The sequence below is a fragment of the Frateuria sp. GZRe12 genome, from assembly GCF_051900535.1.
Lineage (GTDB): Bacteria > Pseudomonadota > Gammaproteobacteria > Xanthomonadales > Rhodanobacteraceae > Frateuria_A.
The window spans coordinates 791,358-811,276 of sequence record NZ_JBHZGI010000001.1; the positions used below are offsets into that span (position 1 = coordinate 791,358).

Annotated in this window: 18 protein-coding genes; 7 read left to right on the forward strand and 11 right to left on the reverse strand. The window is 69.3% G+C overall.

Features of this window, described 5'->3' with window-relative positions:
• Position 1 precedes the first annotated feature (1 nt).
• Complete coding sequence (locus ACFWZ4_RS03575) at positions 2-1,702, reverse strand: AsmA family protein (protein ID WP_439703346.1); 1,701 nt, start codon at positions 1,700-1,702, stop codon at positions 2-4.
• Positions 1,703-1,854: 152 nt separating this feature from the next.
• Between ACFWZ4_RS03575 and ACFWZ4_RS03580 the strand changes: the two genes are divergently transcribed.
• The 3 genes from ACFWZ4_RS03580 (at position 1,855) to ACFWZ4_RS03590 (ending at position 3,616) form a co-directional block, all read left to right on the forward strand.
• Positions 1,855-2,013 carry a hypothetical protein gene (locus ACFWZ4_RS03580; protein WP_439703347.1) on the forward strand — a complete coding sequence of 53 codons (159 nt, stop codon included), beginning with the start codon at positions 1,855-1,857 and terminating at the stop codon, positions 2,011-2,013.
• Positions 2,014-2,089: 76 nt separating this feature from the next.
• Positions 2,090-2,410, forward strand: a complete 321-nt coding sequence (locus ACFWZ4_RS03585; protein WP_439703348.1) for a hypothetical protein — start codon at positions 2,090-2,092, stop codon at positions 2,408-2,410.
• Between the two features lie 99 nt (positions 2,411-2,509).
• Complete coding sequence (locus ACFWZ4_RS03590; protein WP_439703349.1) at positions 2,510-3,616, forward strand: DUF1615 domain-containing protein; 1,107 nt, start codon at positions 2,510-2,512, stop codon at positions 3,614-3,616.
• Between the two features lie 123 nt (positions 3,617-3,739).
• Here the strand turns inward: ACFWZ4_RS03590 and ACFWZ4_RS03595 are convergent, their stop codons facing one another.
• Positions 3,740-5,020: a DUF763 domain-containing protein gene (locus ACFWZ4_RS03595; protein WP_439703350.1), complete on the reverse strand. Its 1,281-nt coding sequence runs from the start codon at positions 5,018-5,020 to the stop codon at positions 3,740-3,742.
• A gap of 170 nt (positions 5,021-5,190) precedes the next feature.
• Between ACFWZ4_RS03595 and ACFWZ4_RS03600 the strand changes: the two genes are divergently transcribed.
• The 3 genes from ACFWZ4_RS03600 to ACFWZ4_RS03610 all read left to right on the forward strand — a co-directional run bounded on the left by ACFWZ4_RS03600 (position 5,191) and on the right by ACFWZ4_RS03610 (position 8,644).
• Positions 5,191-6,285 (forward strand): aminoglycoside phosphotransferase family protein, encoded by a 1,095-nt coding sequence (locus tag ACFWZ4_RS03600; protein ID WP_439703351.1) that lies wholly within the window; start codon positions 5,191-5,193, stop codon positions 6,283-6,285.
• Positions 6,282-7,004: an N-acetylmuramate alpha-1-phosphate uridylyltransferase MurU gene (gene murU, locus ACFWZ4_RS03605; RefSeq protein ID WP_439703352.1), complete on the forward strand. Its 723-nt coding sequence runs from the start codon at positions 6,282-6,284 to the stop codon at positions 7,002-7,004. The genes ACFWZ4_RS03600 and murU overlap by 4 nt, the downstream gene beginning before the upstream one ends.
• 170 nt (positions 7,005-7,174) lie before the next feature.
• Positions 7,175-8,644 carry a sensor histidine kinase gene (locus ACFWZ4_RS03610; protein ID WP_439703353.1) on the forward strand — a complete coding sequence of 490 codons (1,470 nt, stop codon included), beginning with the start codon at positions 7,175-7,177 and terminating at the stop codon, positions 8,642-8,644.
• Positions 8,645-8,714: 70 nt separating this feature from the next.
• Here ACFWZ4_RS03610 and ACFWZ4_RS03615 read toward each other — a convergent pair whose 3' ends face one another.
• The 4 genes from ACFWZ4_RS03615 to ACFWZ4_RS03630 all read right to left on the reverse strand — a co-directional run bounded on the left by ACFWZ4_RS03615 (position 8,715) and on the right by ACFWZ4_RS03630 (position 13,094).
• A complete protein-coding gene (locus tag ACFWZ4_RS03615; protein ID WP_439703354.1) occupies positions 8,715-9,623 on the reverse strand; it encodes a hypothetical protein in 909 nt (302 codons plus the stop codon).
• Positions 9,623-11,842, reverse strand: coding sequence for a M1 family aminopeptidase (locus ACFWZ4_RS03620; protein WP_439703355.1), 2,220 nt, complete (start codon positions 11,840-11,842; stop codon positions 9,623-9,625). Before ACFWZ4_RS03620 ends, ACFWZ4_RS03615 begins: the two co-directional genes overlap by 1 nt.
• A 380-nt stretch (positions 11,843-12,222) precedes the next feature.
• A complete protein-coding gene (locus tag ACFWZ4_RS03625) occupies positions 12,223-12,549 on the reverse strand; it encodes a non-heme iron oxygenase ferredoxin subunit (protein WP_231320878.1) in 327 nt (108 codons plus the stop codon).
• On the reverse strand, positions 12,546-13,094 hold the full coding sequence (locus tag ACFWZ4_RS03630; protein ID WP_439703356.1) for a GNAT family N-acetyltransferase: 549 nt from the start codon (positions 13,092-13,094) through the stop codon (positions 12,546-12,548). Before ACFWZ4_RS03630 ends, ACFWZ4_RS03625 begins: the two co-directional genes overlap by 4 nt.
• Before the next feature lie 121 nt (positions 13,095-13,215).
• On the opposite strand from ACFWZ4_RS03630, the gene ACFWZ4_RS03635 reads away from it, so the two are divergent.
• Positions 13,216-14,523 (forward strand): PQQ-dependent sugar dehydrogenase, encoded by a 1,308-nt coding sequence (locus tag ACFWZ4_RS03635; RefSeq protein WP_439703771.1) that lies wholly within the window; start codon positions 13,216-13,218, stop codon positions 14,521-14,523.
• A 62-nt stretch (positions 14,524-14,585) separates the two neighbouring features.
• Here ACFWZ4_RS03635 and ACFWZ4_RS03640 read toward each other — a convergent pair whose 3' ends face one another.
• The 5 genes from ACFWZ4_RS03640 to sufB all read right to left on the reverse strand — a co-directional run bounded on the left by ACFWZ4_RS03640 (position 14,586) and on the right by sufB (position 19,906).
• Positions 14,586-15,839: a cysteine desulfurase gene (locus tag ACFWZ4_RS03640; RefSeq protein WP_439703357.1), complete on the reverse strand. Its 1,254-nt coding sequence runs from the start codon at positions 15,837-15,839 to the stop codon at positions 14,586-14,588.
• 131 nt (positions 15,840-15,970) lie between these two features.
• On the reverse strand, positions 15,971-17,275 hold the full coding sequence (gene sufD, locus ACFWZ4_RS03645) for a Fe-S cluster assembly protein SufD (protein WP_439703358.1): 1,305 nt from the start codon (positions 17,273-17,275) through the stop codon (positions 15,971-15,973).
• Complete coding sequence (sufC, locus tag ACFWZ4_RS03650) at positions 17,272-18,039, reverse strand: Fe-S cluster assembly ATPase SufC (protein WP_439703359.1); 768 nt, start codon at positions 18,037-18,039, stop codon at positions 17,272-17,274. Before sufC ends, sufD begins: the two co-directional genes overlap by 4 nt.
• Positions 18,040-18,050: 11 nt before the next feature.
• On the reverse strand, positions 18,051-18,470 hold the full coding sequence (locus tag ACFWZ4_RS03655; RefSeq protein WP_439703360.1) for an ACT domain-containing protein: 420 nt from the start codon (positions 18,468-18,470) through the stop codon (positions 18,051-18,053).
• The gene (gene sufB / locus ACFWZ4_RS03660; RefSeq protein WP_439703772.1) at positions 18,467-19,906 is read right to left on the reverse strand and encodes a Fe-S cluster assembly protein SufB; all 1,440 of its coding nucleotides are present in this window, start codon (positions 19,904-19,906) and stop codon (positions 18,467-18,469) included. Before sufB ends, ACFWZ4_RS03655 begins: the two co-directional genes overlap by 4 nt.
• Positions 19,907-19,919: the final 13 nt, after the last annotated feature.

Below are 19,919 nucleotides of genomic sequence, written 5' to 3' on the forward strand. Positions count from 1 at the left end.
CTCAATGCCCCGAGGTCGGCTGCTTGGGCTTGAGCGCGTTCTGCAGCAGGTTGTTGAGCACGTCCTCGTTGCTGGCAGGCTGCTTCGGCGCCGGCTGCGTGCCCTTGCCGCGCGCGCCGACGTCCAGCAGGCCGACCGCCGCCTTCGGATCGAGCCTGAAGCTGGGCGCGCTGGCCGTGCCGCCCACGCGCACGCCTACGCCGTTGGTACTCATGCCCTTGATCAGGCCGCCGAGCGCGCCGCCGGCCTTCGATCCGCCCAGCAGGCCGGCGAGACCCTGGCCCGCCTGGCCCGCGCCGGTGACGCCTTGATCGAGCTTGACCAGCATGCGGAAGTCGAGCGCGCCGTCGGCGGCCATGCGGCCCTTGCCGGTGAAGCTACCGAGCTGCGCGATCTGCGCCTTGGCCGGGTCGGCGTCGATGCCCTTGGGCGAGATGGTCAGCATGGCCTCGGCATGGCGGATCACGGTGTCCTTCGGCGCGCTGATGCCGGCCAGCGCCAACGCGCCGCCGAGCTTGTCGCCGAGGCTGTAGCCGGCCAGCCGCGTGCCGTCGAGCGAGACCGGTCCCTGGATGACCAGCGCATCGAGCGGCCCGCGCACGCCAAGGTCCATGCTGGCGGTGCCACCGCTCAGGCGTGAGTCCTTCGGCAGGATCACGCCGAACACCGGCAACAGGGGCTGCAGGTCGTCGATGGGCTGGCGCAGGCCTTTCACCTTCAGGTCCATGCGCATCACCGCAGGCCGGTTGTCGAAGCTGCCGGCGATGGACAGCCGCGCCGCGCCGGCGTGCAGCACCGTGTTCGCGATCTGTCCCGTGCCGGCATCGAGCCGGTAGTTCGCCTGGTAGTCGATCCGCAGCGGCTGCGGCGAGGGCGAGCCTGACGCGACCAGTTGCAGCTTGCGTGCATCGATGCGCCCCTTCGAGCGCAGCACGCCCTTGGCCGAGCCGATCTTCGTGTCCAGGTCGAGCACGCCGCCGACGCCACTTCCGCGTGCCATCAGCCCAGCGCCTACAAGGTCCAGATCATGCATCACCAGGTGCGCGTCCACCGGTGTGAGCACTGCATTGCCGGCGTGCCATGGCCCTAGCTTGCCTTCCAGCGCCAGCGTGCCGCCCCCGGCGACATCGGCCTTGAGTTCGAACGGGAAAGCCGCCCGCGTGTCGACATGATCCGCACCCAGATGCACGTGGTCGTAAACCTTGCGGTCGCCGGCCATGCGGGTGAGTTCGATGCGGCCATCGTCGATGCGCAGCCGGTCGACCGTGAGTCCGGCCGGCACGCCGGCCCCGGTGCCTTCCGACGGCGCCGGACCGCCGCCGAGTCCGGCGAAGTTCCAATCGCCCTTGCGGTTTTGCAGCAGGCGCACCACCGGCTGGTCCAGCGTCAGCGAGGTCACGTGCAGCTCGCGGTGGATCAGCAACGGCCACAGCTCCACGCCCAGGTCCAGCGAACGCGCGCTGACGAACGGCTGCTTGCCGAACGCCGGATCGTCACCGATGCGGATCTCGTCCGCCTCCAGCGAGCCGGTCCACAACGCCATGTGCAGCTTGCCGATGCTCACCTCGCGACCCAGCGCCTTGCCCAGCGAGGCCTGGATCTGCGGGCGGAAGTGGTTGGCGTCCACCAGCAGCAGCGCGGCGGCGCCGAGCACGACCAGGGCCAGCACGACGACGATCGATCCCACCAGCAGGCGCTTCATGAGTGCATCTCCCCGGCAAAGTGTCCCGATACTAACCAAACCCCGCGCACGCTCCGACTGCCCGGCCGCGCGGGCGTGACGCAGGCCCGCCTACGCGGGCGGCGGGCACACGCGGCTGAAGATGACCCCGGTCGGACCCACTTCCCTGATCCATGGGTTGTCTACCGGTTCCGCTGTTCCTGTTGCTCGGTTTGGGCACCGGTTACGCCATCGACGGCACGCCGGGCGCGCTGTGGGGCGCGGGTGCCGGGCTCGTGCTTGGGATCGCCGGCATGGGCTGGCTGATCCACCTCATGCGCGGTCGTCGCTGAACCGCATGCCGCACGCGTGCTGGCCTTTCGATCCGGCGCGTAGTCGAATGACGGGCAGCCTCTACCGGAGTCCCGGGTGATCAAGGACATCGACCGACTCAACCGCCATCTCGATCGATTCGAGCGACGGTTGCCACGCTGGATCGCAACACCACTGCGCTGGCTGCGCGCGCCCTCGTCCCGCTGGCTGCGCATTCCAGTGGGCGTGCTGCTGATCGTGGCCGGGTTCTTCAGTTTCCTGCCGCTGCTGGGGTTGTGGATGCTCCCGCTGGGCGTGCTGCTGCTCGCCCAGGACCTGCCGTTCCTGCGCCGGCCTACGCGCTGGTCGTTGATCCTGCTGGAGCGCCAGTGGCTGCGCTGGAAGCGGCGCCGGCGCCGGGCCGGACGGTTGCGCTAGGGTGGGCTTCGGAAGACGCCATCCGCGGCGGGTTTCGTGACGGCGCCGCCGGTCATGGCTTCAGTCGCCATTGGCGGGCGCTACGGCAACCTATGCCGGATGCGTATCCGAACGCCCGCCCGTCCCGTCGTCCTGCTCGCGCTGCTGGCCCTGGTCGCCGGCTGCGCGCGTCCGCGCGTGGAAGCGCCGCAGCGCCGACCCGACGAGGTGCGCGCGCAGATCGTGCGCCTGTTGCCCGGCGACACCGCGGACCGCGCCGGTTGGGCGACCGACATGTACGCGGCGTTCTCCGCGCTCGACATCCCGCCGACCGACAGCAACCTCTGCGCCGCCCTCGCCGTCGCCGCGCAGGAATCGAACTACCACGCGGAACCCGCGGTGCCGGGCCTGGGCCGCATTGCGCGCAAGGAGATCGATCGCCGCGCCGCGCTGCACCACGTCCCGCAGTTCCTGGTACGTGCCGCGCTGGCGCTGAAGTCGCCGGACGGCAAGCGTTATGGCGACCGCCTGGCCGCCGTGCGCACCGAACGCGAACTGAGCCGCCTGTACGAGGACTTCATCGGCATGGTGCCGCTGGGCCGCCGCTTGCTGGGCGACGACAACCCGGTGCACACCGGCGGCCCGATGCAGGTGAGTGTGGCGTTCGCCGAGGATTACGCCGACGACCACACCTATCCCTACCCGGTCGACGGCTCGATCCGCCACGAGGTGTTCAGCCGTCGCGGCGGCCTGTACTTCGGCATCGCCCACCTGCTCGCCTACCCGGCCGACTACCCGCAGATGCTCTACCGTTTCGCGGACTACAACGCCGGCTGGTATGCCAGCCGCAACGCGGCGTTCCAGAATGCGCTGAGCGAGGTCACCGGCATTGCGCTGGACTTCGACGGCGACCTGATCCGCTACGACGGCGGCCTGGGTGCCACCGAACGGGCGGCGCGCACGCTGGCCGGACGCCTGGACCTCGAGCCGGGCGAGATCCACGACGCGCTGGCCGAAGGCGAAGGCCCCGATTTCGCGCATACCGCCCTGTACACGCGCGTGTTCGAACTTGCCGACGCCAATGCGCGCAAGCCGCTGCCACGCGAGATGTTGCCGCGCATCCGGCTGGAAAGCCCCAAGATCACCCGCAAGCTCACCACCGCCTGGTTCGCCAAACGTGTCGACGGGCGCTACCAGCGCTGCCTGGCGCAGGCCTCGCGGGGCTGAGCCTGCGGAAACCGGTCTCCTGAAACGCGACCACGACCGAAACTCGCAGGGTCGGCTTCAGCCCTCCGGCTCTTTGGCGAAACCGCGTTGAATGCGGCGGACGAAAACCCGGCCTACGCCTCGCTACGAGGCCTTCTTCTGCCCGATCGGACCGGTGGCGGGCGGCTCCCAGCCGAACACGCTGCGACCGCCGTACTCGTGCGAGCGCAGGCACTCCTCGGCGATGTACTGCTCCACCGACGGTCCCCTGGCGTGCCGCTCCAACCGACGCGCCTGCTCGTCGAGCCGCCTGAGCGCGGCCAGTTGTTCGTCACGGCCGAGCCTGGCGTTCTCCACCGCCGACTTCAACACGCCTATGGTGTGGTCGTAGACGCGCGTGGGCACCGGGAACGGGTGGCGGTCCTTGCCGCCGTGGGCCAGCGAGAAGCGTGCCGGATCGCTGAAGCGGCAGGGTGCGCCATGCACCACTTCGGCCACCATCGCCAGCGCGCGTACCGTGCGCGCACCCACGCCGGGCACCTGCAACAGTTCGGTGAAATCGCGCGGGCCGTTTTCCGCCGCGGCGGCGAGCGCACCGTGCAGGCGGCGCGTCACGACGTCGCTGGCGCGCACGTCGTGGTGGTCAGGCATCACCAGATGCGGCAGCAGGCCGAGTTGCAGCGGCCCGTCGGTCGGCGACTGCACGGGCGCGGCCATGCCCTCGATCTGCGCCATCTCGCGGGCGATGCCGTCCGGACCTAGCGTCCGCAGCAGTTCGATCTGCGCCAGGCGCGAGGCCTGCGCGCGGTGGTCGGCCAAGTTCACGATCCGCCCCTGCCCCGGCCCGTCGACCGCCGCGTGCGGATCATCCACGAAGCTCTTCAGGTTCTGCGACAGCCAGTGGTAGCGGCGTGCCTGCCGGCGCTCTCCGTTCATGCCCTGCTGCACCACGACCCAGTGGCCGTCGTCGCTCACCACGAAGCCGTGCAGGTAGAGATCGAAGCCATCCTGCACCGCGGCGCTGTCCACCTTGGCCACCAGCCGGCTCGCACCCGCCAGCGCGGCGCCGTCGAAGCCGACCTTTTCGCCGATGGCCACCAGTTCGCCCGGGGTTGCACGCGAATGCTTGCCGCGCCCGCCGCAGACGTGAATGCCCAGCTCGCCCGACAGCGGCGCGAGGCCACGCTTGAGCGCACCGATCACGCTGGTGGTGATGCCGGAGGAATGCCAGTCCATGCCCATCACCGCGCCGAAGGACTGGAACCAGAACGGATGCGCCAACCGCCGCAGGAACTCGTCGCGGCCATACTCGCGCACGATCGCCTCGGCCATCAGGGCGCCCAGCCGCGTCATGCGGTCCGCCAGCCAGCGCGGCACGCGCCCGCCATGCAGCGGCAGGTCGGCGCTTCCGGATCGTCGGGTCATGTGAGGACTCCAGCGCAAATACGGTCGGTAGGGTGCGAAACCCAGGGTTTCGAGTATCGCAAACGGCCGTCTCACCGGATGAACCACCGCCGGCCGGCGCCTGCGCATGCCGATGGACCGGGTGCGCGCCGGCTCGCTAAGCTGATGCGATGCCTGCCACCGACCTGCCCATGACCGCCTCCGACCGCGCCGCCGCCCGGCTTGCCTGGGCCCGCGCCACGCTGCACGACGACACGCTGACCCTGACGCCGGCCTCGTCCGATGCCAGCTTCCGCAGTTACTGGCGCACGCAGGGCGAGGACGGCTGGATCGTGATGGACTCGCCGCCGGCGCTGGAAGACCCCGCACCCTGGCTGGCCATCGGCCAACGCCTGCGCGACGCCGGCCTGCACGCGCCGGTCGTGCTCGCGCACGACCTGGCGCAGGGCTTCCTGGTGATCGAGGATTTCGGTCGGCAGGACTACCTGTCCTGCCTGAACCCCGACACGGCCGATGCGCTCTACGCCCAGGCGATGGACGCCCTGCTGCGCATCCAGGCCAACGTCGACGGCTCCGACCTGCCGCCCTACAACCGTGCCTTCCTGCAGCGCGAACTCGAACTGATGCCCGAGTGGTTCCTCCAGCGCCACCTGGGCTACACGCCCGAGTGCGAGGAATGGGACGTGATCGAACAGGCGTTCACCGTGCTGCTGCACAACGCCGCCGAACAGCCGCGCGTGTTCGTGCACCGCGACTTTCACAGCCGCAACCTGATGCAGGTCCAGGACAAGCCGTCCGGCGCGCTTCGCCCCCTTTGCCTGACCACGCTTATCGAGGCCGGTCCGCGCGCCGAGCTTGGCGGACAACCGATGTTGCGCAACCCCGGCATCATCGACTTCCAGGGCGCGCTGCACGGCCCGCTCGCCTACGACCTGGCCTCGCTGTTGCGCGATTGCTACATCGCCTGGGACGAAACCCGCGTGGCGCAGTGGGTCGAGCAGTACCGCCAGCGCGCGCAGCAGGCGGGCCTGCTCGACGCCACGGTCGGCCGCGAGCGCTTCCAGCGCTGGTTCGACCTGATCGGCCTGCAGCGCCATATCAAGGTACTCGGCATTTTCTGCCGGCTCTGGTATCGCGACGGTAAGCGCGGTTACCTCGCCGACCTGCCGCGCGTGCTCGGTTACGTGCTCACCGTCGCGCATCGCTATCCCGAGCTGGCCGACCTGGCGGCACTGATCGAACGCTGCGTGGGCGAGCGCGACATCACCGCACCGGCCGCCGCATGAGGCACGCACTGATCTTCGCCGCGGGCCTGGGCGAGCGCATGCGGCCGCTCACCGACCGCACGCCCAAGCCGCTGCTCGAAGCCGGCGGCAAGTCGCTGGTCGCCTGGCATCTGGAAAAGCTCGCCGCCGCCGGCGTGCATTACGTGGTCATCAACACCTCTCACCTGGCCGACCGGTTCCCCGAAATGCTCGGCGACGGCAGCCGCTGGGGCCTGCGCATCCGCTATGCCTACGAAGGCGCGACGCCGCTGGAAACCGGCGGCGGCATGCTCAACGCGCTGTCGCTGCTGGGCGAGAGGCCCTTCATCGCGGTCAACGGCGACATCCACAGCGACGTCGACTACGCTTCCCTGCCGGCCGAGCCCCGGGGCGACGCGCACCTGGTGATGGTCGACAACCCGGCGCACCACCCGGACGGCGATTTCCTGCTCGACGTCCACGGCCTGCTGCACGCCCAGGGCGCGCCGCGGCTGACCTTCAGCGGCATCGGCGTGTATCGGCGCGAACTGCTGCAGCATTGGCGCCGCGTGATCGGCGACACGACCGGCGTCGATGCCAACCCGCCGCGTTTCAAGCTTGCTCCGTTGCTGCGCGCGGCCATGGACGACGGACGCGTGCACGGGGTGCACCACCACGGCGCGTGGACCGACGTGGGCACGCCCGGGCGCCTGGCCGAGCTCGACACTCACCTGCGCCAGCCGCCACCTGCCGCTACCTGACCGGCTGCGCCGGTGTCAGCCCACGCCTACACGCCGCCGCTTTAAGCTCCGGCATCGCCTTGCACCACGCGGCACCGGACAAGACTCCGCCCCGCGGGCGCGGCGACGACATCGCCTTACATCGATGTGCCTGCAGTCGCGAAAAACAAGACCAACAAGCATGGCGGCCCATGGACGACGAACGGATGCAAGCCGAACCGAAGATGGCCCAGCGCGTGCGCGCCTACGACTGGGGCGCCACCGCCATGGGTTCGATGGACACCTGGCCACAGCCGCTGCGCACCGTGGTCGACATCGTTCTGTCGTCCAACCTGCCGATGGTGATGGCATGGGGACCGGACGCGCAGCTGATCTACAACGACGCCTACGCTGTGTTCGCCGGCGGGCGCCATCCGTACCTGCTCGGCCTGAACCTGCTGGCCGCCTGGCCCGAGGTCGCCGAGTTCAACCAGCACGTGCTGGAGGTGACGCTCGCGGGCCAGCCGCTTTCCTACACCGATCAGCCGCTGGTGCTGTTCCGCCACGGCCACGCCGAAGACGTCTGGATGGACCTGGACTACACCCCGGTGCGCGATGCCGACGGCGTGCCGCGTGGCTTCCTCGCGACCGTGGTCGAAACCACCGCGCGGGTGAAGGCCGAGCGTGCCTACCATCGCGCCCGCGAACAGGTCGAACTGGCGCTCAATGCGGGTGCGGCGATCGGCACCTGGCTGTGGGACATTCCAGGCAATCGCGTCGTGGTCGATTGTCGCCTGGCCCGCGCCTTCTCGTTGGACCCCGTGGAGGGCGCAACCGGCCTGCCACTCGAAACCTTTCTCGAGCGCATCCATCCGCAGGATCTGCCGGAGGTCGAGGTGCGCATCCAGGAAAGCATCGATCACGGCGTGCCATACCGTTGCCAGTACCGCATCCGCCAGCCCGATGAAAGCTATCTGTGGGTGGAGGCATCCGGGCGCTGCGAGTACGACGAGGATGGCAAGCCCACCTGTTTCCCCGGGCTGATGGTCGACGTGCAGGAGCGCAAGCTGGCCGAACAGCAGCAGCGCACGATGATCAACGAGCTCAACCATCGCGTGAAGAACACCCTGGCGATCGTGCAGTCGCTGGCCGCGCAATCGTTCAACGGCGCCCCGTCGGTGGAGAGCGCGGCGGAGGTGTTCAACGCGCGCCTGATCTCGCTGTCGCACGCGCATGACGTACTCACCCGCGAGCACTGGCGCAGCGCGCTGCTGAGCGACCTGGTCGAGCAGATGGCCCATTCCCACAATTTCCGGGGCAGCGAGCGCTTCGACATCGAGGGGCCGCGCGTGCGGTTGTCGCCGCAGAACGCCCTGTCCTTCGCCATGGCCCTGCACGAGCTGGCCACCAACGCGATCAAGTACGGCGCGCTGGGCGACCGCGGCGGCGGCGTGCGCATCCACTGGCGCACCGGCGAGGCCAACGGTCGGCGCATCCTGCATCTGGACTGGATCGAGCACGGCGGGCCGCCGGTGCATCCGCCGGCCCGCAAGGGATTCGGCACGCGCCTGGTCGAACGCAGCCTCAATCCCGCGCGCAACGGCGCGGTCAGCATCGACTATCGCGAAAGCGGCCTGGCCTGCCACATGGCGGTGCCGCTGCCGGAGGTGGACGACGAGTAGTCTCCGGGCGCGGTGACCATCGACCAAGAAAAACGCAGCCCCGCACGGGGCCGCGCTTCCAACCACGTCGCTACAGGGCAGGCGCGAAGCCGCCGCGCCGCGACACCAGCGAACGACCCACCGCGGCCAGCGCGAACAATCGCGCGATGCGCATCCAGCCCACCGCAAGCACTGCCAGCTCGGCGAACAGCAGCGCCAGCAGGAAGCCGCCAAGGCCCACCGCCGGGGTATGCACGCGGCCCACGCCACAGGCCAACGCGATCGCCGAGCCGATGGCGCCGATCAGCAGGTAGCTCAGCAGCGTGCCCAGCGGCCGGCGCAGGAGCTGCATGAAACCACGTCCAAGTGCGCGGGTCGCCGAGCGCAGGCCAGGGTCGACGATGAAGGCCGCGCGGGCGGACTCGACCACGGCATGGGCCAGCACGAACAGCACCCCAAGGACCCACAGTGCGGTGTGCGTGTAGCGGTCGGCGGCACTCTGCAGCACCGCGTGCTCGCTTGACTTGTGCGCGGCGCCGATCGCCATCGCCCCCAGGCCGATGGCGATCGCGTAGGGCAGCAGCGACCACAGCATCAGGCGGAACATACGCCCGTACTCGATCACGCCGGACTGCACCAGCTGGCCGAAGCCCAGCGCGCGACCGGCGCGGCCGGTGGCCACCGTCATGCCGGTCAGGAACGGGCCCAGCAGCAGCGCGAACACGGTCGCCAGCAGCAGCGAGCCGTGCAGCGCGGCGCCGCTGTCGCCCAGCTTGCCGATCACGTCGCCGAAGGCCAGTCCATCGAAACGCTGCGCCCAGTCGGCGGCGTGCACGGAACGGTCGAGCAGGTCGGCCAGCGTTCGCCATGCCGGCAGCGCGGCTACCGCGGTGGGCAGCAGCAGGAACAGCAACCACAGCAACAACAGGCGCCACTGCAGCGCCGCCACGGGCGCGAGCATCACGGCACCCACATCGGTACGTCGGGTCGAGGTCATCATCACAGCGACACCAGCAAGGAGTAGAAGGCCTGCACGAGGGCAGCGAAATCGGCGCTCCAGCGACGCGAGGCGGCGCCGTCGGACTCGACCGTGCGACTGTCGTTCAACTTGTTCGCGTCGAGGTAGATCTTCCGCTCGGGGTCGAGTTCGGCCGACACCACCTTGCTCGGACCGGTGAACTCGAAGCGCGCCCAGCGCCGGTCGTCATTCCAGCGCAGGTCCTGGTGGCTGCCGTCGGCGAACGTCACGCGCAGGGTCTGCGGTACCGGTGCACCCTCGCGCACCACGCTCACCGTGCTGTGCCAGGGGAACGGTCCGGTGCCGGCCTTGGCGTTCGGATGGGCCTTCTTCCAGTCCTCGCGCTGCTTGTCGATCCGCTTGTCCAGCGCGGTGCTGTCCCCATCGGTGCGCTTGCCATTGGCGATGGTGCTGCCGGCCGGCGGCAGTACCTCCTCGCTGTCGATGTTGGCCACGCGGTCGTCGATGTGCGCGGTGCCGTAGACGTACTGGTCGAACACCTCGTTGACGTTCTTCGCGTCACCCGAAACGTCGATCAGCGTCGCGCGCAGGTCGGCGGCCGACGGGTGGCGGAAATGCCAACGCTTGTAGTACTCGCGGAAGGCACGTTCGGTGACATCCTTGCCCAGGCGCTCTTCCAGGTCATGCATGGCCGTGGCGGTGCGCGAGTAGACGGTGCCGTAGCTGCCGCTGGAGAGCCGGTCCCAGGCGTTCTCGCCGAGCGGGTCGAAGGGCTGCTTGAGGCCCGCCGCCGTCCGTTCCATCGCGAAGCCGCTGATCGAGGGCGCGAAGCCCAGGCGCCTGAGGCCTTCGGTGGTGATATCGATGCCCTGGCCCCGCGCGCGCAGCATGCGCTGGTCCCAGTACTCGTTGAGCCCCTCGTCGAGCATCGGCTCCTCGAACTCGTTCGAGGCGAGCAGGCCATAGAAGTAGCCGTGGCCGAACTCGTGGATGGTCACGAAGTCGATCGCGTACTGGCTGATGGTGCCTGGCGTGACCTCTTTGTAGCCTTCGGCGGTGAAGAAGGTCGGGTATTCCATGCCGCCGGCTTCGCCCGCGTTGTACGGCGGCACCACCGCGGTGAGCGTGCGATATGGATACGCGCCGAGCGTGTCGGAGAAGTACGTCAGCGAATCGGTGCTCGCCTTGAGCACCGGCTGCGCGCTGGCGGCGTACTCCGGCGGGTAGAGCACGCGCACGGCGACCTTCGGGCTGCCCGGGCCCTGCCAGCTGGCGTCGAGCACCTTGTAGCCCTTGGCCGCCACCCAGGCGAAGTCGTGCACATCGCCCTGCACGTAGTGGTAGGTGGTCTTGCCGTTGGCGATCACCGGCGCGCCCTGCTGCTCGCCTACCGCGCCCACGGTGTAGTCGCTGGGCACGGTCATGGTGACGTCGAAGCGGCCGAAGTCGGCGTAGAACTCGCTGTTGAAGTGGAACTCGTGGACGTTCCAGCGCACCTGCGTCGCGCCGCGCTCGCCCGGCAGTTCCAGCACGCCGATCTTGGGGAACCACTGCGCGACCAGGTTGAAGTCGCCCCACCAGCCGGTGCGCTCGACCACGCGCGGCAGCTGGCTGAGGAAGTCGATGTCCAGCGTCAGCGTGCCGCCGGCCGGCACCGGCTGCGCCAGGTCGATGCGCGCGACCGTCTGGTCGGTCGTGGGGCCGCCGTCCGGATGCACGAACGTCCATTTGAGCGCGTTGCCGTCCTGGCTGACCTGCTTGAGGTCGATCCAGCCCCACTGGCCCTTCTCCAGCTTGGCCGCGCCGCGCGAGCCGCTGTGCGCGGTGAGCACCTCGCGCTCGGTGAAGAACGTGCTGCCCTCGTTCTGGAAGGCGTTGAGGTACAGGTGCACGTAGATGCTGCGTATTTCGCGGTTGCTACGGTTGCGCCAGATCAGCTGTTCCTTGCCGCTCACCGCGTGCCTGGCCGCGTCGAGGGCCGCGTCGATGCGGTAGTCGACCACGCGATCGGACAGCGTCGGTTCGCTGCCGGTGCGCGGACCGCCCCACGCATCCGGCGCGCTGGGTACGTGCGGCGCGGAGGCATGGGCTGGCGCGAAGAGGATCGGCGCGGGTGGCGCCACCACGCTCGTCGCGGGCGCTGGCACCGCGGGCTGGGCCTGGGCATGCAACAGCGCCGGCATGGCGGTGGCGCTGCACAGTGCAAGCGCGCCCAGCCACCCGGTAAAGGTCGGTTTCATCTGACGATCCCCCTGTCCTGGCAGGCCCTGGGCCCACCGCAATCCAAGACGCTGGCGGCCATCCCCAAAGCGCCACCGCAAGCGCGCAGCGTGCGGCATCCGTTGACGGGCTCACATAGGCCAAAGGTCATGCTCATGAAAGGCGCTGGGGATGAGGTCGGCGGTGCGGAACGCTCGCTCCCTCTCCCCTTCAGGCGAGGGTCGGGGTGAGGGGCGCGCTTGCGGAACCCGCCACCGCCCCGATGCGGTTCCGTTGCGCCTGCATGCACGACCTGCCAGGCGAGCCTCAGCCACTCACCCGTGGGGAGAGATCTCCAAAGCGCGTTCGGCGAGCCACTGCGGCCCAGTTGCCCTCTTCGGGAGTCGAAGTGGGTGCAACCTCAGCGGTCGTCGCGTGTCCAGACAGCGCCTTCGTCCTCGCGTACCGGAAAGCTGGCGATCGGTTCGTAGGCCGGCGGACGGGTGACCGCGCCGGTACGCACATCGAAGCGCGCGCCGTGGCGGGGGCACTCGACCTCGAAGCCGAACACCTCGCCGCCGGCGAGATCACCGCCGTCATGGGTGCACACGTCCTCGATCGCGTAAAGCTGGCCATCGATGTTGTAGACCGCGATCGGCGTGTCGCCGTCGAACACCACGGTGAACTCGCCGGGCAGCAACCCGCCCTGCCCGCACACGCGCACCCAGCCCTGCGCTGCCAGGCTCATGCGGCGCCCCCCGCCAGTTCCTTCACCAGCAGCTCGAAGCGCAGGTCGTCGCGGCGCGGGATGCCGAAGCGCTCCTGGCCGTAAGGGAACGGCTTGTAGCTGCCGGTGCGTCGATAGCCGCGGCGTTCGTACCAGGCGATCAACTCCGCGCGCTGCACGATCACTGTCATCTCCATCAGGCGACATCCCCAGTCCTTTCGCGCGAGACGCTCGGCCTCGCCCAGCAGCTGCTTGCCCAGGCCGCCGGCTTGCTGTGCCGGATCGACCGCGAACATGCCGAAGTACGCGGCCTCACCCTTGCGCTCGAGATGGCAGCTGGCGAGCAGCCGGCCGTCGCGCTCCAGCAGCAGGATGCGGCTGTCGGGGCGGGCGACGGCATCGGCGACATCGACCGCGTCGGTGCGCTGGCCGTCGAGCAGGTCCGATTCGGTGGTCCACCCGCGCCGGCCCGAATCGCCCCGATAGGCCGATTCGACCAGCGCGACGATGGCAGGGACATCGGCCTCGGTGGCCGCGCGAAAGGTGCATGTGGAGAGCGTGGTCATGCGCCCATGATAGCGACGGACGTACCGCGGTCGATGACCTGGGACAGGCCGGCGGTTCACGCAGGCTTGCTGCCGCAACGGTTCCACTGGCCACTTCCGTGGAGGCGTTCCCGTGTCGCACATTCGCCGCACGCTATGGCTTCTTCCCTGCCTGCTGGCGCTGACCGCCTGCGGTGTCCGTGCGCGCCTGCCGGTGACGGCTGGCATCGGTTCCGATCCTGCGTTGCCGCCGCCCAACGCCTCGTTGATACCGACGGTGAACATCGCCCCGGCCAGCGGCTGGCCAGCCAACGCCCGCCCCGACGCCGCGCCCGGCTTGGCAGTGCGGGCCTTCGCGCGCGATCTCGACCACCCGCGCTGGCTCTACGTGCTCCCCGACGGCGATGTGCTCGTGGCCGAGACCAATGCGCCGCAGCGGCCGGAGGACGCCAACGGACTGAAGGGCTGGTTCATGCGCCGGGTGCAGAAACGCGCGGGCGCCGCCGTGCCCAGCGCCGACCGCATCACGTTGCTGCGCGACGCCGACGGCGATGGCGTGGCCGAAACCCACAGCGTGCTGCTCGATCATTTGCACTCGCCCTTCGGCATGGTGCTGGTCGGGGACGCGCTGTACATAGCCGACACCGACGCGCTCCTGCGCTTTCCCTACCGCGACGGCGAAACGCACATCCAGGCGAGCGGCGCCAAGGTCGCCGACCTGCCCGCCGGACCGATCAACCACCACTGGACCAAGAACGTGGTCGCCAGTCCCGATGGCAAGCGGCTGTACGTCAGCATCGGCTCGAACAGCAACGTCGGCGAGAACGGCCTGGCGGTAGAGCAGGATCGCGCGCGCATCCTGGAAATCGATCCGGCCACCGGCGCCACGCATGCGTACGCCACCGGCCTGCGCAACCCGGTCGGCATGGCCTGGCAACCGCGGAGTGGCGCGCTGTGGGTGGCCGTCAACGAGCGCGACGAGCTGGGCAGCGACCTGGTGCCCGACTACATGACCGCTGTGCGCGAGGGCGCGTTCTACGGCTGGCCGTACAGCTACTACGGCGCGCACGTGGACGAGCGCGTCGAGCCGCAGGATCCGGCGCTGGTCGCCCGCGCCGTGGTACCCGACTACGCACTGGGCCCGCACACCGCGTCGCTGGGCCTGGCGTTCTACGACGCCCCGTTGATGCCGCAGTACCGCAATGGCGCCTTCGTCGGCCAACACGGCTCATGGAACCGCAAGCCGCTGAGCGGCTACCGGGTGATCTTCGTACCGTTCGCCGACGGCAAGCCCTCCGGTCCGCCGCAGGACGTGCTTACCGGCTTCGTCGACGAGGACGGCCATGCGCAGGGTCGCCCCGTCGGCGTGGCGGTGGCGCGCGACGGCGCACTGCTGGTCGCCGACGACGTGGGCAATACGGTATGGCGGGTGGCACCGACGAACCCGTAGGGCGGGCTTCGGCCACCGGCTCCGGTGAACGGTTGCAGCGGTGGGCTGAAGCCACCCCACAGTTACATCAGCAGCTTGCGCACCTTCTGCAGCGCGGCCACGAACACGTCGACCTCTTCCATCGTGTTGTAGAACGCCAGCGACGCACGCAGAGTCGCGGGCACGCCGTAGTGCTGCATCAGGGGATGCGCGCAGTGATGGCCCGAGCGCACGGCTACGCCTTCCAGGTCCAGCAGCGTCGCCAGGTCGGTCGACTGCGTGCCTTCGATGAGGAAGGAGATCACCGGCTCCTTCTCCGCCGCATCGCCGAACAGCCGCACCCCCGGCACGTCGCGCAGGCGCTCGGTGGCGTAGGCGAGCAACTGCTGCTCCCAGGTGTGGATGGCCTCCAGGTCCAGCGCGCGGTAGTAGTCCACCGCCACGCCCAGGCCGACGAAACCGGCGATGTTGGGCGTGCCCGCCTCGAACTTGTGCGGCGGATCGGCGAACGTGGTGCCATCCACGCGCACCTGCCGGATCATGTCGCCGCCGCCGAAGAACGGCGGCATGGCGTCCAGGTGCGTACGCTTCGCCCACAGCGCGCCGGTGCCGGTGGGGCCGAGCATCTTGTGCCCGGTGAAGGCATAGAAATCGCAACCGAGCGCCTGCACGTCGACCGGCCGATGCGGCACCGCCTGCGAGCCGTCGACCAGCAGCGGGATGCCGCGGCGCGCGCACTCGCGGGCGATCTCGCGCACCGGGTTCACGGTGCCGAGCACATTGGACACGTGCGCCACGCAAGCGAGTTTCACCTCGGGGGTGAGCATCTCCAGATACCGCTCCACGTCCAGCTCGCCCCGCTCGTCGATCGGCGCGAACTTCACCGAAGCGCCGCTGCGCCCGGCAACCAGTTGCCACGGCACGATGTTGGCGTGGTGCTCCATCAAGGTGGTCAGGATCGTGTCGCCGGGCTTGAGCTGCGGCAAGGCGTAGCTGTAGGCCACCAGGTTGATCGCCTGGGTGGTACCGGAGGTCAGTACCAGCTCATTGCGCGAGGGGGCGTTGATGAAACGGGCCAGCTTGTCGCGCGCGCCTTCGTAGGCCAGCGTCGCTTCCTCGCCGAGCTGGTGCACGGCGCGCGAGACGTTGGCGTTGTGCATGCGGTAGTGCGCGTCCACCGCCTCGATCACCGCCGCGGGCTTCTGGCTGGTGTTGGCGTTGTCTAGGTAGACCAGCGGCTTGCCGTGCACGCTGCGGGCGAGCAATGGGAAATCGGAGCGGATGCGCTCGATGTCGAGGGCAGGCGCCGGGTGTGCGTGGGCGGCGGTGGCGGACATCGGTGACTCGCTTTGTGAAGAAGGGATCACGAGGTTTTTAGCCTGCCGGATGTGAAGGAAAGTTGGGCTTCGAAGGAAGCCTGCCGAGCCCCGGCCCTCACCCCGGCCATCTCCCCGGCGTGGAGCTCCCGTCAAGCGGGCAGCCGGGACAGCAGCAACTGGTCGATATGCTGGCGCAGGGCCTCGTGCGGCAGCGACTCGAACGGCGCGCGGGCGAAGGCGGTGGTCAGCAGCGTGCGCGCCTGCGCGCCCGGAATGCCGCGCGAGCGCAGGTAGAACAGCGCGCGCTCGTCCAGCTGGCCGACGGTGGCGCCGTGCGCGGCCTTCACCTCGTCGGCGTAGATCTCCAGTTCCGGCTTGGTGTCGATCTCGGCCTGCGCCGACAGCAACAGGTTCTTGTTGCCCAGCGAGGCATCCGCGCCGTCGGCCCCGGCGGCCACCAGGATCGCGCCCCGGAACACGCCGCGCCCACGGCCGCTGGCGACGCCGCGCCAGGTCGAGGAAGACACGGTATCGCGCGCGCGGTGGTGGATCGCCAGCTGGGTGTCCATGTGCTGGCGGCCATCAGGCAAAAAGGCTCCATGGGTATGGAAGGCGGCCGCGTCGCCCATCAGCTCGGCCCACAGGTCGTGCCGCGCCAGTGCGCCACCGAGTTCCAGCACGTGCAGGTGCGCCTGCGCACGCGCGTCCAGCCGGTAATGGCTGCGGCGCACCAGGCTGCTGCCGGTGCCTTCCTGCTGCAGCACCGTGTGGTGCAGGATCGCGTCGGCCCGCAGGGTGATCCCGGCGAGCTGCGTGCCCAGGTGCGCCTGTGCGCCCGCATCGAGGTACTGCTCGATCAGGATGAGTTCGGCGCCCTCGCCCAGCTCGACGTGGTTGCGCACGTGCCAGGACACGTCCTGGTCCGCCGCGGCGCCGACGAACAGCAGGCGCAGCGGCGTGGCGACCCGGGTCCCGGCGGCGACGCGCAATACCGCGCCATCGTTGGCAAAGGCACTGTTGAGGCGCGCGAACGCGTCGCCCGGCTCGCGGAAGTGCCGCGACAGGGCGAAGCGCAACGGTTCCGCATCCTCGGCCAGCGCACGCGACAGCGGCTGCAGGCTCAGCCCGGCCGGCAGGGCGTCGAGCGCGGAAAGGTCCGCGCGAAACGCGCCGTTGACGAACACCAGCACGGGCCCGTCGATGCCCGGCAGCGCCAGCGCGGCTGGATCGACCGGGCGACTGGCCGCCTGCGCGTCGCCGGCGGCGAAGCTGCGCTGCGAGAGCGCGCGCAACGCGGTGTATTTCCACGCCTCCACGCGCGTATCCGGCAGGCCGGCATCCGCGAAGGCGTCGAGGTTCTCGCGCCGCGCCTGGTCCAGCCAGGCGATGCCGCTGGCCGGCAGCGGCGCGTCGGCCAGCGCGGCGACGAACGGCGTACGGGCCGGCTGGCTCATACGGACGCCCCGGCCGGTTCGCCGTGCTCGGCGACCCAGGCGTAGCCGTGTTCTTCGAGCTTGAGCGCCAGGCTGCGGTCGCCGCTCTCGACGATGCGCCCGCCGGCCAGCACGTGCACGAAGTCCGGCACGATGTAGTCGAGCAGTCGCTGGTAATGCGTCACCACGATGAACGAACGCTCCGGCGAGCGCAGCGCGTTGACGCCCTCGGCCACCTGCTTGAGCGCGTCGATGTCCAGCCCCGAATCGGTCTCGTCCAGGATCGCGAGCTTCGGTTCCAGCAGCGCCATCTGGAAGATCTCGTTGCGCTTCTTCTCGCCGCCTGAAAAACCCTCGTTGACCGCGCGGTTCAACAGGTCCGGCGAGAGCTGCATGATCTTGAGCTTCTCGCGCACCAGCTTGAGGAACTGCATCGAGTCCAGCTCGGCTTCGCCGCGCGCCTTGCGCTGCGCGTTGAAGGCCGCGCGCAGGAAATAGGTGTTGTTCACACCCGGGATCTCGACCGGGTACTGGAAGGCCAGAAACACGCCCGCGGCGGCGCGCTCCTCGGGCTCGAGCTCCAGCAGATTGCGGCCTTCGAACAGCACCGAGCCCTCGGTCACCTCGTAGCCCTCGCGCCCGGACAGCACGTTGCCCAGCGTGGACTTGCCGGCGCCGTTGGGCCCCATGATGGCGTGCACCTCGCCCGGTTTCACTTCGAGCGAGAGGCCCTTGAGGATGTCCTTGCCCTCGACGCGGGCGTGCAGGTTGTCGATCTTGAGCATGGTCGTGTCCATCAGGCAGAGAGGTGCGCGAGCGCGTCGAGCGCGTCCTCGCGGCGGTTCCACGGCACGAACACGTGGTCGTGCAGGAACGCGGAAACCGGGTTGCAGGAAATGTCGCGCGCGGCCAGCGCGGCGGACACGGCGGCCATCATGCCGACCGCGTCGAGGCTCGACTCCACGCCCAGCGTGATCTGCGCCCACAACAACCGGTCGGCGACCAGCTCGGTACCTTCCAGGTCGTGGTCGACGATCAGCGTGACGCCCTCGTCCTCGCGGAACATCATCAGCGCCTCGTGCATGCGCGCGAGCGCCTTGTCGTGCGAGACGAACAGGAAGCGGCGCGGCGTCGGATGCAGGCGTGGGCTCAGTCCGGCGAGCAGGGCGCGCAGGTCGGTGCCGCCCGGATGCGAGCTGGTGGCAGCGGTATTCATCCGACCGCACCTTCGAGCGAGACTTCCAGCAGCTTCTTCGCCTCGACCGCGAACTCCATCGGCAGCTCGCGGAAGACCTGCTTGCAGAAGCCGTCGACGATCATCGACACGGCATCTTCCTCGCCGATGCCGCGCGAACGGCAGTAGAACAGCTGGTCGTCGGAGATCTTCGAGGTGGTCGCCTCGTGCTCCACGATCGCAGTGGGGTTCTTCACTTCCATGTACGGGAAGGTGTGCGCGCCGCATTTCTTGCCGATCAGCAGCGAGTCGCACTGGGTGTAGTTGCGCGCGCGCTCGGCGCCCTTCTCCACCTTCACCAGGCCGCGGTAGCTGTTGGAGCTGCGCCCAGCCGAGATGCCCTTGGAGACGATCTTCGACTTGGTGTCGTGGCCGATGTGGATCATCTTGGTGCCGGTGTCCGCCTGCTGGAAGTGGTGCGTCAGCGCCACCGAGTAGAACTCGCCGACCGAGCGGTCGCCGCGCAACACCACGGACGGATACTTCCAGGTCACGGCCGAACCGGTCTCCACCTGCGTCCAGCTGATCTTGCTGTCCGCACCGCGGCAGTCGCCGCGCTTGGTCACGAAGTTGTAGATGCCGCCGACGCCGTTCTCGTCGCCGGGGTACCAGTTCTGCACGGTCGAATACTTGATGTTCGCGCCCTCGAGCGCGACCAGCTCGACCACCGCCGCGTGCAACTGGTTCTCGTCGCGCCGCGGAGCGGTGCAGCCTTCCAGGTAGGAGACCTGCGCGCGGTCCTCGCAGACGATCAGCGTGCGCTCGAACTGGCCGGTGTTCTGCGCGTTGATGCGGAAGTAGGTGGACAGCTCCATCGGGCAACGCACGCCCTCGGGCACGAACACGAAGCTGCCATCGGAGAACACCGCCGAGTTGAGCGCGGCGAAATAGTTGTCGCCCTGCGGCACCACGCTGCCCAGGTACTTCTGGACCAGTTCCGGATGCTCGCGGATCGCCTCGCTCATCGAGCAGAAGATCACGCCCGCCTCGGCGAGCTTCTTGCGAAACGTGGTGCCCACCGACACCGAGTCGAACACCGCATCGACCGCCACGCCGGCCAGCGCGGCGCGCTCGTGCAGCGGCACGCCCAGCTTCTCGTAGGTTTCCAGCAGCGCCGGGTCGACCTCGTCCAGCGACTTGGGGCCGGCCTTGGGCGCGGAGTAATAGCTGACCGCCTGGTAGTCGATCGGGTCGATCTTGAGCTTGGCCCAGTCGGGCGCGGGCATGGTCTGCCAGTGGCGGAACGCGGCCAGGCGCCAGTCGGTCATCCACTCCGGCTCGCGCTTGATCGCGGAGAGCTGGCGGATGATGCCTTCGTCGAGCCCCGGCGGCAGGCTTTCGCTTTCGATCTCGGTGACGAAGCCGGCCGCGTAGTTGCGGCCCAGGGCTTCGGCGACCTCGGCGTTGTCGCGCAGCACGGTGTTGTCGGTG